Origin of the sequence: Oceanitalea stevensii (assembly GCF_014837105.1) — a bacterium.
GTDB classification, from domain to species: Bacteria; Actinomycetota; Actinomycetes; order Actinomycetales; family Actinomycetaceae; genus Oceanitalea; species Oceanitalea stevensii.
On sequence record NZ_JACSPO010000006.1, the window covers coordinates 157,381 to 171,370 of the forward strand.

Here is a 13,990-nt window from a genome sequence, read left to right on the forward strand (position 1 = left end):
CTTCTAGCGGGTCCGCCGGTGCGGGAGGGCCCGCTAGAAGACGGTGACGGTCACCCGGGCGACGTAGTCACCGGGCACCGTCGAGGTGGGAGCGTGCAGGAGCAGCTCCCCGCCGACCGTCGTCGTGCCGCGACCGCCGCCGGGCGCGGCCGAGGCGAGGGTCGTGCCCTCGGTGAAGCCCTCGCCGGGGGCGACGGGCTCCCCGGCGGTGACCTCCTGGGTGGGCGAGGCGGACAGCACGCGGGGGGTCACCCCGAGGTGCCGGCCCTCGAGCACCGCGGCCCCGGCCCGGAAGTCGCTCACCTCGGCGGTGAGCGACCAGCCCGGGTCGGCCGGGCGCGTGTCGGCCACCGTGATGGTCGGCAGGTCGCCCGACGCCGCGAGGTGGCTGAGCCCGGTCTCCAGCCCGGCCGTCCCGAGGCTCACGCGGTCGGCACCGACCGCGACGGCGAGGCCGCCGGTCTCCGGGATGGAGACCTCGACGTCGAAGCCGTCCGTCGTCTGCCCGGTCACCGGCTGGGTGGCGCCGCGGACCTGGGACATGAGCCAGTCGTGGGTGACCGGGTTGTTGTAGGCCGGCACCCAGGAGAAGTGGCCGCTGAGCGGGATGCTCGGGCCATCGGCGTCCGGCGGCGTGCCGGTCGTGCCCGCCTCGAAGATCGTCACGAGGTGGTGGGCACCGATGTCCTGCGCGGCGCGGCGCTGCTCGGTCTGCAGCGCGACGGCCTCGGCGAGCGGGAGGTTGCCCGCCCACCGCCGCTGGACGACGTCGACCCCGAGCCCCTCGAGGGCGGTGACGCTGTCGTAGACACCCTGCACCGGCACGGTGCGGTCGTCCTCGGAGTGGAACTGCCAGACCGGGAAGTCCTCCAGCTCCGCGAGGCCCGGGTTCGCGCCCGGGCCGTAGGCGACGGTGACGGCGCCGGCGAAGACGTCGGAGTCGTCGACGAGCAGGTTCCACGTGCCGATCGACCCCAGGGACAGGCCGGTGATGTAGACGCGGTCGGGGTCGATGGGGAGGGTCTCCTTCGCGTGCTCGACCATCGCGAAGAGACCGGCGCGCCCCTCCTCGTTCTGCCACGACAGGTCGGGGTGACGCTGCGGCGCCATGACGAAGGCGGGGTGCTCGGCCTGCGCCGCCGGCTCGGCCCAGGACGTGACGAGCCGGTTGGCGAGGAGCTGGGCGGCGTTGTCGGTGCCCGACTCCCCCGACCCGTGGAGCGCGAGGACGAGCGGGTAGAGCCGTCCGTCGTCCTCGCCGTCGCGCACGGCCTCCGGCTCGAAGAACCGGTAGGCGAAGTCCGAGCCCTCCCCCGTCCACTGCTCGACGGAGAAGTCGTCGACGACGGCGCGGACGACCTCGGTGTTGACGACCGTCGTGGACCGGGCCGGGACGGTCTCGTCGTCGCCGACGAGGTCCTCGGTCTGGCGCACCGAGTAGGCGCCGTCGAGCGGGTACTGGTTGTTGATGCCCGTGTAGAACAGCACGCCGGCGTTCGCGTCGTAGCGGGACAGCTCGAGGATCACCCACTCCCCGCTCGTGCCGGCGCGGTCCGGGGAGCGCTCCGGTGCGTCGCTGAGGTACGCGTGGGTGACGGTCCGCTCCCCGGTGCTCGTGTTGCCGGGGGTGGAGCCGGCGAGCCGGGCGGTGACGGTGAACGCCTCCGGGTCCAGGGGCACGTCGCCGAGGTCGAGCTCCTCGGAGTACTGGACCGCGAGCGCCGTCACCTTGGCGCCCTCGTCGAGAGTCTCGACGAGGACGACGGCGTCGGCGATCTGGGCGTCGGCCGGTGCGGCGAGCGCCGGGGCCGCGCCCAGGGCACCGAGCCCGAGGGCGGCGACGGCGGTGATGCCGACGGCCCGCCCTCGTCTGATGGGAATTGCCATGACTGCACATCCTCACTTCATCGTGGTGATGACGTCCTGCGACTGGATGCGGTTTTCCACGCGCACACAGAACGCGATCACATCCGGATTTCGAAATGCCGGTGGACGACGTCGTCCAGCACGATCACGCCCCCGACGAGCGAGACGTTAGCGGCGTTTCCCTGGCCTGACAATGGCATGTTCACCGGGCGTGCATACTTCTGCTGCGCCCCATGAATGACAGCGCTGCAAGACCGCGGCCTTTTGATTGTCCGGAACCGTCGAAAAAGGCGCCAGCTAAACCACGGGCGCCCTTTTGTCATCCAGCGTCCGACGCATTTCTCGTGCCGACAGGATGATTTCTTGCAGAGGCGGAGCGGGTGCCCGGTCCGCTCCGGTCCGCTCCGCTCCGCTCGGGGAAGGGTGCGCTGCGAGCTGCTGTCGGCCCACCGGGAGCGGTGTCGTGCGGACCGAGAACGGCTCCCGCTCACCGAGAAACGGTCCGCCCTCCTGGAACCGTGCCCGCCTCAGCCACCTCCGCTCCCGCTCAGCCACCACCACGCCGCGCCTGGTCACCTCCCCTTCCCCCGCGCCATCGCGCGTCTCGCCCCGCCTCCCCGCACCCGCCCACCAACCGCCACTCCCGCGGCGCGACCACCGATCCCGCCTTGCCACCGCCGCTCCCGCGTCGCCGACGCGATCCGGCCAGGCCGACGAGGTGCCGCGCTCTCCCACCACTGGTGCCGCTCAGTCGGCATGGCTCCGCGGGCCGCCTTCCCCCGCGCGAACCGAGCGTCGGCAGACGAGCCCATCGACCACGCGACGGGCCGCCGGAGCGGGGCACGGACGACCGTGCGAGCGGTGGACGGCGGCTGCGGGCGTGCAGCGAGCGGCGGGCCCACGACACCGGCGCGTGCGAGTGCTTCACCGGATGCCGCTGACGCCCCGGTCTCCCCCGGCCGCGGCCACGCACCGCCGGGCCGGGTGGGCCCGTAGGCAGACTGGGGAACACACCCAAGGAGAGGAGGACACCGTGATCTCCCCCGACCCGCCGCTGTGGCGGCTCCCCGGCCCCTCGGGGAGTGACAGCCTCAGCGCTCGCGTCGCCGCGACCGTCCGGTGGGAGGCGGCGCGCTACGAGCTCACGCAGCAGGACCTCGCCTCCTACCTGCACCGCTCACGCTCGGCCATCTCGCAGCGCTTCACGGGCAGGGTGCCGTGGTCGCTCGACGACCTCGGCGAGATCGCCCTGGCCATGGGCGTGAAGCCTGGCTACCTGCTCGAGGAACCGCCCGCGGCGGCGTGGCGCACGTGAGCGGGCTCAGATCCAGCCGTGGCGGCGGGCGACCTGGACGGCCTCGTGGCGGTTCGCGGCGCCCAGCTTCATCGCGGCCGCGGAGAGGTAGTTGCGGACCGTCCCGGGGCTGAGATGGGCGCGCTGGGCGATCTCCTCCACGGGCGTGCCGTCGGCGGCGAGCTCGAGGACGTCGGCCTCGCGCGGGGTGAGCGGGGAGTCCCCGGCGCTGATCGCCTCCGCGGCGAGCTCGGGGTCGACGTAGCGCCCTCCGGCCTGGACCTGACGCACGACGTCCGCGAGCACCCGTCCCGAGACCGTCTTGGGCAGGAACGCCGAGACGCCCGCCTCGAGTGCCCGCTTGAGGTAGCCGGGCCGGCCGTGGCTGGTGACGATGACCGAGCGGCAGCCGGGCACCTCCGCCGCGAGCTGCTGGGCGACGGCGATCCCGTCGAGCCCCGGCATCTGGAGGTCGAGGACGGCGACGTCGGGACGGTGGTGCCGGCCCGCGGCGACCGCCTCCGGGCCGGACGCGGCCTGCGCGACGACCTCGATGTCCTCCTCCAGCCCGAGGAGGCCGGCGAGGGCGTCGCGGATGAGGTTCTCGTCGTCGGCCAGGAGGATGCGGATCATGGTGCTCCCATCGTGCCACCGGCGTCGTCGCCGCCGAGGGGGACGCGCGCCCGGAGGGTGAAGGTGCCTCCTGGGGCCTCGGTCGTCACCGTGCCGCCGAGGTCGGCGAGGCGCTCGGAGAGGCCGACGAGACCCGAGCCGGTGGACGGCGGGGCGCTCACGCCGTCGTTGACGACGGTGAGCTGGGCCAGGCGCTCCCCCGCCTCCTCGACGACGGCGAGGTCGATGGTGCACGAGTCGGCCGAGGAGTGCCGCACGACGTTCGTCGCCCCCTCGCGCACCACCCACGCGAGCGCGGACTGGACCCGCGGCGGCAGCGTGGTGTCCTCCCCGATGATCCGGGTGCGCACGCCGGCCGAGCGGAGCACCGAGCGCGCGCCGGCGAGCTCGGTGGCGAGGTCGGCCTGCCGGTAGCCGGCGACGACGGCGCGCACCTCGCGCAGCGAGTCGTTCGCCAGCTCGCGGACCTCGAGCATCTGCTCGGCGGCCCGCTCCCCCTGGCCGCGGCGGCTCAGCTCGGCGCCGAGCTCGCTCTTGAGCGCGATCGCGGACAGTGCCCGACCGAGCACGTCGTGGAGGTCGCGGGAGAAGCGCAGCCGCTCCTCGGCGACGGCGAGGCGCGCGTGGAGCTGGCGGGTGCGCTCCTGCTCCCACACGACCCCGAGCATCCACACCGAGATCCGGAAGCTCGGGGTGAGGGCGAGCATGACGATCCCGAAGACCATGGCGGTGGGCACGACGAGCGGCCAGTCCAGCGCCGGCCGGTTGGCGAGCGTCGCGACCAGGCTCACCACGAGGGCCAGCGGGAGGAGCACCGGGGAGGTGAGCACCGGCGTCAGCGCGAACAGGCACGTGGCGAGCGCGATGAGCACCGCCGCTCCCCTGCCGTCCCAGCCCATGCTCGTGGCCGGGGGGAGCCCGAGCATCGCGGCGACGACCGCCGCCGCCGTGAGGGCGACGAGGAGGACCACCGGCCCCCGCGGCAGGGACGTGCTGTCGCGGAAGGCGGTGACCCCGTGGCGGATGACGACGATCGCCACGCCGGTCTCGACGACGACGAGACCGGCGTAGGCGGTGAACGCGGCGGTCCGGTCCGGGTCCAGCTCGGTGGTCCCGATGACCGAGGCCGCGAGGAGCGGGACCATCCCGAGGAGGAGGTAGAGCGTCCAGCGGGTGTACGTCTCGAAGCGTTCCGGGCCGGTGCGCCGGCGCCACGAGTCGACTAGTCGCATGGACGCATCCTCTCAGCAGCCGCGGGACCGGACGGTCAGCGGCGCGGCTCCCACCGCATCCAGCGCCGGGTGGCCAGCGCGCCGAGGACGATCCACAGGGCCAGCGCCGCGAGGGGCTGCGCGACGTCCGCGAGCTCCCCCGAGGCGACCGTCCCGTCGAGCGCGACGGCGCCGAGGCCGTGCTGGACGAGGGCGACGACCGGGTACATCGGCGTCCACTGGGCGACCGTCGCGAGGGCGTCGGGCATGACGCTCACCGGGATCGCGAGCCCGGACAGCGCGGTGGCGACCATGAGGATCGGCAGCGTCGTCAGCTGCGCCGTCTCCACCGTGCGGGTGAGCCCGGCGGAGGCCGCCGCGAGGAGGACGAAGAGCACGACCCCGCCGACGACGGCGGCCGCGACCCACAGCGGGTTCTGCAGCGTCGGCACCTCCAGCCACACGGCCATCGCGACGACGCCGAGCACGAGCTGGGCGAGCAGGACGAGGACGGCGGGGGTCGCGGTCGCCGCGACGATCTCCCCGCGGGAGACGTCACCGGTGAGCAGCCGCTTGAGGACGAGCTCCTCGCGGCGGGCGACGATCGTCGTCGTGAGGTTGTAGTAGACGACGATGACGAGCGCCAGCGCCACGAGGGTGGTGAGGAGCATGCCGGCGACGCCCGCGCCCCCGCTGTCGGGAGTCATCCCGAGGGTGGCGAAGAAGAGGACCGTGAGCGGCGCGAGGGCGACGGCGTTGAACAGGGTGGTGCGGTTGCGCACGAGGAGGAGCATCTCGGCGCGGACGAGGGACAGGACGCGGGCCGCGCGCCCGGCGCGAGGGGCCGAGGCGGTGGCGGGCTGCAGGACGGTGGTGGTCATGGCGGGGTTTCCCTTCGGGGTGACGGAGCGGCTCAGGCGGAGGCGAGCTCGGGGACCGACGGCGCCGCGGCGTCGTCGTCCTCCCCGGCGACCGCGAGGAAGGCCCGCTCGAGGGAGGCGTGGCTGGCCTCGAGGTTGGTGAGGGCCTCACCGGCCGCGTTGGCGCGCTCGAGGAGCGCGGTGAGCGTGACCTGGAGGTCGCGCGACTCGATCTCGACGAGCCCGGTGCGGGTGCGCCCGGCGGTGAGGAGCGCGGGCAGGGCGTGGAGCGCACGGGGGTCGGCGAGCTCGCCCGCGCTGGTGCGGTAGCGGATGCGTGCCGGCTCACCGGCGACGATGTCGGCGACCGTGCCCTCACGGACCACCCGGCCCGCGTGCATGATCGCGAGGCGGTCGGCGAGCTCCTCCGCCTCCTCGAGGTAGTGGGTGGTGAGGATGACGGTGGTGCCCGCCTCGAGGAGCCGGCGCACGAGCTCCCACGCGTCGCGGCGCGACTGCGGGTCCAGGCCGGTGGTCGGCTCGTCGAGGAAGAGGACCTCGGGGCGGCCCATGATCGCCAGGGCAAGGTCGAGGCGGCGGCGCTCGCCGCCGGACAGCGACTTCACCTGGACCGAGGCCCGGTGACGCAGCCCGACGAGCTCGAGGGCGTGCGCCACGGGCATGGGGGCACCGAGGGTGCCGTGCCACATGCGCGCGGTCTCGGCGGTGGTGAGGTCGGCGGGGAAGCCGGCCTCCTGGAGCATGATCCCGGTGCGCGGGCGCACGAGGTGACGCTCGCGGTACGGGTCTCGGCCCAGGACGCGGACGGTGCCAGAGCTGGCGGGCGCGATGCCCTCGACGACCTCGAGGAGCGAGGTCTTGCCGGCGCCGTTGGTGCCGAGGAGCGCGAAGAGCTCCCCGCGGCGGACCGTGAGGTCCACGCCCCGGACCGCCGTGAAGGCGGTCTTCCCGGAGCCGTAGCGGCGCTGGACGCCGGTGACGGTGATGACGGAGCTGGTGTCGGTGGTGGTCATGTCTCCACCCTCCACCCGGTTCCGCGCGTGCAGCAGTGCGCGGCGTCATCGCCTCGGGTGGACGACGCACGGCCGGCCCATGACACGTGTCATGGGCCGGCCGTGGAGGTGCGGATCAGTCGAGCTGCGTGACGTCCGCGCCGAGGGCGTGGAGCTTGCCCATGAAGTCCTCGTAGCCGCGGTAGATGATGTCGATGCCGCTCACCCGCGAGGTGCCCTCGGCGGCGAGCGCCGCGATGAGGTGGGAGAAGCCGCCACGGAGGTCGGGGACCTCGATGTCGGCCGCCTTGAGCGGCGTCGGGCCGGAGACCACGGCCGAGTGGTTGAAGTTGCGGTGCCCGAAGCGGCAGGGCGAGCCGCCGAGGCACTCGCGGTAGACCTGGATCTGGGCGCCCATGCCGCGCAGCGCCTCGGTGAAGCCGAAGCGGTTCTCGTAGACGGTCTCGTGGACGATCGACAGGCCGGTGGCCTGGGTGAGCGCGACGACGAGCGGCTGCTGCCAGTCGGTCATGAAGCCGGGGTGGACGTCGGTCTCGAGGACGATCGACTTGAGCTCGCCGCCCGGGTGCCAGAAGCGGATGCCGTCGTCGGTGACCTCGAAGTCGCCGCCGACCTTCCGGAACGTGTTGAGGAAGGCCATCATCCCGTGCTGGTCCGCGCCGCGGACCATGATGTCGCCGCCGGTGGCGAGCGCCGCGCAGGCCCACGAGCCGGCCTCGATGCGGTCGGTGAGCGCGGTGTAGGTCGCGCCGCCGAGGCGGTCGACACCCTCGATGCGGATGACGCGGTCGGTGTCGACGGAGATGATCGCGCCCATGCGCTGGAGGAAGGCGATGAGCGCCATGATCTCCGGCTCGGTGGCGGCGTTGCTCAGCTCGGTCTTGCCCTTGGCGCGCACGGCGGTGAGCAGGAGCTGCTCGGTGGCGCCGACGCTCGGGTAGGGCAGCTGGATCTTGGCGCCGGTGAGCCCGCGCGGGGCGGTGATGTGGATGCCCTGGGGGCGCTTGTCCACGACGGCGCCGAACTCGCGCAGGATCGACAGGTGGTAGTCGATCGGGCGGTCGCCGATGCGGCAGCCGCCGAGGTCGGGGATGAAGGCCTCCCCGAGGCGGTGGAGCAGCGGGCCGCAGAAGAGGATCGGGATGCGGCTCGACCCGGCGTGGGCGTCGATGTCCGCGACGTGCGCGGTCTCGACGTCGCTGGAGTCGAGGCGGATGACGCCGGCCTCGACGTCGTAGTCCACCGTGACGCCGTGCAGGCGCAGCAGGCCGGAGACGACCTCGACGTCCTTGATCTGCGGGACGTTGCGCAGCTCGGAGGGGTCCTCGCCGAGCAGCGCCGCGACCATGGCCTTGGAGACGAAGTTCTTCGCGCCCCGGACGCTGATCTCGCCCTTCAGCGGAGTCCCGCCGTTCACCTGCAGTACTGCGCTCATACCCACCTCATCGCCGACTTCGGACCCGCGCGGCCCGGACAGTCCAGCATAGGCCGCCGATGTGAGGGAGGGATGAGAGGACGTGAAGGGTCCGTGAAGGTGCCCAACCTCACGCGCCCCCCTCTCCACCTCCCGCCGAGAGCTGGATCCCGCCCGGCGCGGGATCCAGCTCTCGGCACTGGGTGGGCGTCGGGCGGTGCGTCTCGACGGGGTGCCTGCGGTGACCTCCCCGGTTCTCCTCGCCGGGACCCGTGCGGACGGGGGAGCTGGGAGGAGAACAGGGGAGGTCGCCGCTGACGGGCCCGCCCAGCCCCGCGCGCCGTCCTCTTGACAGCCGTCGTGACCGGTGCCACGATTCTGCCGAATCGATTCGGCAACCTCCACGGAGCCGGGTCGGGACCCCCCATCGGACACAGGCGTCGGGAGCGCAGATGAACAATCGACGGACACCCATCGGGATCGCCCTGGCGGCGGCCCTGGCACTGACGGCATGCAGCAACGACGACGGCGCCTCGTCCGGCGACGGCGAGGGCGAGGGCGGCGGTGAGATCACCGTCTGGGCCCACCAGGGCCAGGAGTCGGAGGTCGACGCCCTCCAGTCCGCCGTCGACGGCTTCAACTCCTCGCAGGAGGAGTACACGGCGACCCTCCAGCTCGTCCCCGAGGCGGACTACACGAGCACGGTGACGACGACCTCCGCCGACTCGCTGCCCGACGTCCTCGAGTACGACGGCCCGATGATGGCCTCGCTCGTCTACGCCGGGAAGCTCGCCCCCGTGGGCGACCTCGTCGCTGCCGAGACGCTGGAGAACCAGACCGACTCCGCGCTCGCGCAGAACACCTACCCCGTCGACGGCGAGGTCTACGGCGTCTCGCAGTTCGACGCCTCCCTCGGCATCTACGCCAGCGCCTCGAAGCTGGAGGCCGCGGGCGTCGAGTACCCGCAGGGCCTGGAGGACGCCTGGACGGTCGACGAGTTCGAGGCCGCCCTCGAGGCGCTCGCCGCGGAGGACGAGGACGGCCAGGTCCTCGACATCAAGGAGAACTACGGCGCCGAGTGGCCCACGTACGGCTTCCTGCCGGTCGCCTGGTCCACCGGGAAGAACATCATCGAGGACAACGCCGCGGACGGGAGCCTCAACAGCCCCGAGGTCGTCGCCGCCGTCGAGCGCTTCGCCGGCTGGCGCGAGTACATCGACCCGAACACCGACGACGCCGCCTTCCTCGACGGCCGCGTCGCGATGAGCTGGGTGGGCCACTGGATGTACAACCCGTACGCCGAGGCGCTGGGCGAGGACCTCGTCGTCCTGCCGCTGCCGGACTTCGGCGCCGGCCCCAAGAGCGGCCAGGGCTCCTGGGCGTGGGGCGTCAACCCGGAGAGCGAGAACGCCGAGGGTGCCGCGGCGTTCCTCGACTTCCTCACCACCGACGACCAGGTCGCGGCCATGACCGACGCCAACGCCGCTCCCCCGGCCACGACGACGGTCCTGGAGTCCAGCGAGCTCTACGGCGCGGACGGCCCGCTCGCGATCTTCGCCGAGTCGCTCCAGGCCACGTGCGGTGACGCCGCGCCGAGCCCGGACTGCGTCGCGGTCCCCCGCCCGATCACCCCGGCCTACCCGGTCATCAGCCAGCAGTTCTCCGAGGCCTTCTTCGGCGCCTACGAGGGCGGCAACGCCCAGGAGCTGCTCGACACCGCGGCCCGCGCCATCGACCTGGACTTCCAGGACAACGACGGCTACGGCCTGCGCTGACCCACCGCCGTGGGCGGGAGCACGCCGCTCCCGCCCACGGCACCTCACGAGGAGGAACGATGACCACTGCGGTGACGCGCTTGGCACGAGCCCGGCGCCCGGAGACCCTGGCGGGCTGGGCGATGATCGCGCCCGCCGCCATCGGGCTCCTCCTGTTCGTCCTGCTGCCCTTCCTGCTCGCCGGCTGGCTGTCGACGCAGAACGTGCGCCTCGACACCCCGCAGCCGCCGTCGTGGTTCGGGCTCGAGCACTACCGGCGCATCCTCCTCGACCCGGACTTCCGTGGGGAGTTCCTCACCGGGCTGCGCAACAACCTCATCTTCGCGGCCGTCGTCGTGCCGGTGCAGACGTCCCTGGCCCTCGCGCTGGCCGTCCTGCTCAACCGGCCGCTGCGCGGCATGCCGGTGTTCCGCACCTTCTTCTTCATGCCCGTCGTCTTTCCCATGGCCCTCGTGGCCGTGGTGTGGAAGGTCATCTACACCCGCGGCGAGCTGGGCCTGCTCAACTCGGTCCTCGACACCGTCTCCTTCGGGCTCATCCCCTCCCAGGACTGGCTGGGCAGCCCGAGCACCGCGCTCGCCGCGATCATCATCATGTCGATCTGGCAGGGCGTCGGGCTGCAGATGGTCATCCTCCTCGCCGGCCTCCAGGGCATCCCGGGCGAGCTCTACGAGGCCGCGGCCCTCGACAAGGCCGGCCCGTGGCAGCGCTTCCGCCACGTCACCCTGCCGGGCCTGCGCAACACCCTGATCTTCGTCGCGATGGTGACGACGATCCTGTCCTTCCGCGTCTTCGACCAGGTCTACATCATGACCGGCGGCGGCCCGCAGGACGCGACGACGACGGTCATGTACCAGGCCGTGACGACCGCCTTCACGGCGAACAACGTCGGGCGGGCGTCGGCCATCACCGTCCTGTTCTTCCTCATCGTCCTGACCATCACCCTGATCCAGCGCCGTGTGCTGCGCGAGGAGCGTGAGATCGCATGACCACCCACCGGTCCCGTCCCGCGCGCACCGCGGGCAGCTACCTCCTCCTCACGGTCCTCGCGCTCGTCTTCGTCGCGCCGATCGCCTACCTCGTCATCGGCAGCTTCAAGCCGTCCTCCGAGGTCATCGACGGCGTCGGCGGCTTCGTCCCCCGGGACCTGTCCCTCGACAACTACACCGGGATGCTCGGGCGCTTCTCCAGCCCCGCCACGGGGTACTTCGCCGACTTCTTCCTCACCTCGCTGCTCGTCACGACCGGCGTCGTCCTCCTCGGCCTGCTCGTCAACTCGATGGCGGCCTACTCCCTCGCGCGGCTGCGCTGGGGCGGGCGGGACGCGGTCATGCTCGGCGTCGTCGCCCTGACGATCCTGCCCTTCGAGGCGATCGCGGTGCCGCTGTTCTACGCGCTCAACGAGCACCGCAACACGTACTACATCCAGATCCTGCCCTTCGTCGCGAGCGCCTTCTCGATCTACCTCTTCTACTCCTTCTTCATCGGCCTGCCGAAGGAGATCGAGGAGGCCGCGCGCCTCGACGGCGCCGGCGTGTGGCGCACCTACCTGCGCATCGTCGTGCCGATGTCCAAGCCGGTCTTCGCGACGGTGGCGATCTTGTCCTTCCTCACGACGTGGGGCTCCTTCCTGTGGCCGGTCATGATGATCGACCAGCCGCAGAAGCGGCCGCTGCCGCTCGCGATCGCGGTGTTCCAGGGACAGCCGCCCTACGACTGGGGCCAGATCTTCGCCTTCGGCGTCCTCATGGTGCTGCCCGTCCTCGTCGTCTTCCTCCTCTTCCAGCGCTGGTTCGTCCAGAGCCTGGCGTCCTCGGGCCTCAAGGGCTGACGCCCGCCCGCCTCCCCGCACGAGAAGAAAGCAGCTGCATGCCTCTCGCCCTGCCCGACCGCTGGGTCTGGGACTTCTGGTTCGCCCACGACGGGGACGACGTCCACGTCTTCTACCTCCAGGCACCCAAGTCGCTCGGTGACCCCGACCTGCGCCACCACAGCGCGACGATCGGGCACGCCGTGAGCCGCGACCTGCGCAGCTGGGAGGTGCTGCCCGACGCGCTCGGGCCCGGCGAGGGGGACGACTTCGACTCCCTCGCCACGTGGACCGGCAGCGTCATGCGCCACGACGGCGTGTGGCACATGTTCTACACGGGCGTCTCGACGGCGGAGGGCGGCGCGGTCCAGCGCGTGGGCCTGGCCACCTCCCCCGACCTGCTCACGTGGACCAAGCAGGGCATGGTCCTGGAGGCCGACACCCGCTGGTACGAGCGCCTCCACGACGGCGTGCGGGAGGAGGCGTGGCGCGACCCGTGGGTCTGGCACGAGCCGACGACGGGCCGCTTCCACATGTACCTCACCGCCCGCGCGGACCACGGACCGCTCGACGGGCGCGGCGTCGTCGGGCACGCCGTCTCCGACGACCTGCGCACCTGGGAGGCCCTGCCCCCCGTCTCCGAGCCGGGCGACTTCTACCACCTCGAGGTCCCCCAGCTCCTCCACCTCGGCGGCGCGTGGCGGGTGGCCTTCTGCCTCACCGCCGGGGAGCACAGCGCGGTCCGCCGCGACCGCGCGGGCTTCGTCGCGGAGGGCGGCACGCACGTCCTCACCGGCGCCGGCCCGCTCGGGCCCTTCCGCCTGGACAGCGAGCGCTTCCTCCTCGGTGACCCGCACGCCAGCCTCTACGCGGGGCGCTTCCTCGAGCACCGCGGCAGCTGGTACCTCCTCGCCTGGGAGCACGTGGACGACGACGGCGGCTTCGGCGGCCGCATCAGCGACCCGATGCCCGTGTCCGTGGACGAGGACGGGACGATCCGGGTGACCCGTCCAGCATAAAGTGTGGGGGCCAGCAGCCGACGAGGGAGGTCCGGGGTGACGAGGAGGCCACGCATCCGCGACGTCGCCGAGCTCGCGGGGGTGGCGCCGTCGACCGTCTCCGTCGTCCTCAACGACACCGAGGGCGCGCGGGTGGCCGGCAGCACCCGGGACCGGGTGCGGGCCGCCGCGGCCGAGCTCGGCTACGTGCCCAACTCGCTGGCCCGGGGGCTGCGCACGCAGCGCTCGGGGACCCTCGCCTTCATCAGCGACGTCATCGCGACCACCCCGTACGCGGGCCAGCTCATCCAGGGCGCGCAGGATGCCGCCTGGGAGGCCGGGTACCTCCTCATGCTCGTCAACACGGGCGGGGACAAGACGCTCGAGGAGCACGCCGTGCGGGCGCTGCGCCAGCAGCAGGTCGACGGCGCGCTCTACGCGACGATGTATCACCGCTCGGTGACGCTCCCGCGGGTGCTCGACGGGCTGCCCACGGTGCTCCTCGACTCCCGGCCGGCGGAGGGCGCGACGACCTTCGTCGTGCCCGACGAGCAGCAGGGCGCGCAGTCGGCCGTCGAGGAGCTCGTGCGGCACGGGCACCGCCGCATCGGCTTCGTCCGCGACCTCCACGACGGCCCCGCCGTCGACCGTCGGCTGCGCGGTTACGAGGAGACCCTGACCGCGCACGGGCTCGAGGTGGACCCGGGGCTCGTCGTGCGGGAGCGCTCGGACTCCGCGGGCGGTGACCGCGCCGCGGGGGTGCTGCTCGACTCCGAGCGCCCGCCGTCGGCGATCTTCGCCTTCAACGACCAGATGGCGATCGGTGTCTACCGGGCCGCCGCCGCGCGGGGCGTGCGCATCCCGCAGGACCTGTCCGTCATCGGCTTCGACGACCTCTACGTCGTCTCCAGCGAGCTCACCCCCGGCCTCACGACCATGGCGCTGCCGCACCGGGAGATGGGCCGGCTCGCCGCCCTGGCCCTCATCGCCGAGCGCGACGGCGCCGAGCCCGCCGGGGAGATGCTCGTCCCCTGCCCTGTCGTCCGCCGCGGCTCCGTCGGCCCGGCGTCGCCCGCCGCTGCCACGCCGCACTGA

12 protein-coding genes are annotated in these 13,990 nt (G+C 72.7%); 6 read left to right on the forward strand and 6 right to left on the reverse strand.

Annotation, left to right across the window (positions count from 1 at the left end):
* Positions 1–33 precede the first annotated feature (33 nt).
* The gene (locus tag H9624_RS11775; RefSeq protein ID WP_251840079.1) at positions 34–1,887 is read right to left on the reverse strand and encodes a hypothetical protein; all 1,854 of its coding nucleotides are present in this window, start codon (positions 1,885–1,887) and stop codon (positions 34–36) included.
* Between the two features lie 1,012 nt (positions 1,888–2,899).
* Here H9624_RS11775 and H9624_RS11780 point away from each other — a divergent pair.
* On the forward strand, positions 2,900–3,181 hold the full coding sequence (locus H9624_RS11780) for a helix-turn-helix domain-containing protein (protein WP_251840080.1): 282 nt from the start codon (positions 2,900–2,902) through the stop codon (positions 3,179–3,181).
* A gap of 6 nt (positions 3,182–3,187) precedes the next feature.
* Here H9624_RS11780 and H9624_RS11785 read toward each other — a convergent pair whose 3' ends face one another.
* From H9624_RS11785 to murA, 5 genes are all read right to left on the reverse strand, one after another.
* A complete protein-coding gene (locus H9624_RS11785; RefSeq protein ID WP_110853818.1) occupies positions 3,188–3,793 on the reverse strand; it encodes a response regulator transcription factor in 606 nt (201 codons plus the stop codon).
* A complete protein-coding gene (locus H9624_RS11790) occupies positions 3,790–5,025 on the reverse strand; it encodes a sensor histidine kinase (RefSeq protein ID WP_251840081.1) in 1,236 nt (411 codons plus the stop codon). The genes H9624_RS11785 and H9624_RS11790 overlap by 4 nt, the downstream gene beginning before the upstream one ends.
* A gap of 35 nt (positions 5,026–5,060) precedes the next feature.
* Entirely contained in the window at positions 5,061–5,885 is an 825-nt protein-coding gene (locus H9624_RS11795; protein ID WP_251840082.1) for an ABC transporter permease, read from the reverse strand.
* 32 nt (positions 5,886–5,917) lie between these two features.
* Positions 5,918–6,898 (reverse strand): ABC transporter ATP-binding protein, encoded by a 981-nt coding sequence (locus H9624_RS11800; protein WP_251840083.1) that lies wholly within the window; start codon positions 6,896–6,898, stop codon positions 5,918–5,920.
* Positions 6,899–7,013: 115 nt separating this feature from the next.
* The gene (gene murA / locus H9624_RS11805) at positions 7,014–8,333 is read right to left on the reverse strand and encodes a UDP-N-acetylglucosamine 1-carboxyvinyltransferase (protein WP_251840084.1); all 1,320 of its coding nucleotides are present in this window, start codon (positions 8,331–8,333) and stop codon (positions 7,014–7,016) included.
* Positions 8,334–8,764: 431 nt separating this feature from the next.
* Between murA and H9624_RS11810 the strand changes: the two genes are divergently transcribed.
* The 5 genes from H9624_RS11810 to H9624_RS11830 are packed head-to-tail and all read left to right on the forward strand — an operon-like array spanning position 8,765 to position 13,990.
* Entirely contained in the window at positions 8,765–10,087 is a 1,323-nt protein-coding gene (locus H9624_RS11810) for a sugar ABC transporter substrate-binding protein (protein WP_251840085.1), read from the forward strand.
* 59 nt (positions 10,088–10,146) lie between these two features.
* Positions 10,147–11,076 (forward strand): carbohydrate ABC transporter permease, encoded by a 930-nt coding sequence (locus H9624_RS11815; RefSeq protein ID WP_251840086.1) that lies wholly within the window; start codon positions 10,147–10,149, stop codon positions 11,074–11,076.
* A complete protein-coding gene (locus H9624_RS11820) occupies positions 11,073–11,918 on the forward strand; it encodes a carbohydrate ABC transporter permease (protein WP_251840087.1) in 846 nt (281 codons plus the stop codon). Before H9624_RS11815 ends, H9624_RS11820 begins: the two co-directional genes overlap by 4 nt.
* A gap of 38 nt (positions 11,919–11,956) precedes the next feature.
* Complete coding sequence (locus H9624_RS11825) at positions 11,957–12,916, forward strand: glycoside hydrolase family protein (RefSeq protein WP_251840088.1); 960 nt, start codon at positions 11,957–11,959, stop codon at positions 12,914–12,916.
* A gap of 36 nt (positions 12,917–12,952) precedes the next feature.
* Positions 12,953–13,990: a LacI family DNA-binding transcriptional regulator gene (locus tag H9624_RS11830; RefSeq protein WP_251840089.1), complete on the forward strand. Its 1,038-nt coding sequence runs from the start codon at positions 12,953–12,955 to the stop codon at positions 13,988–13,990.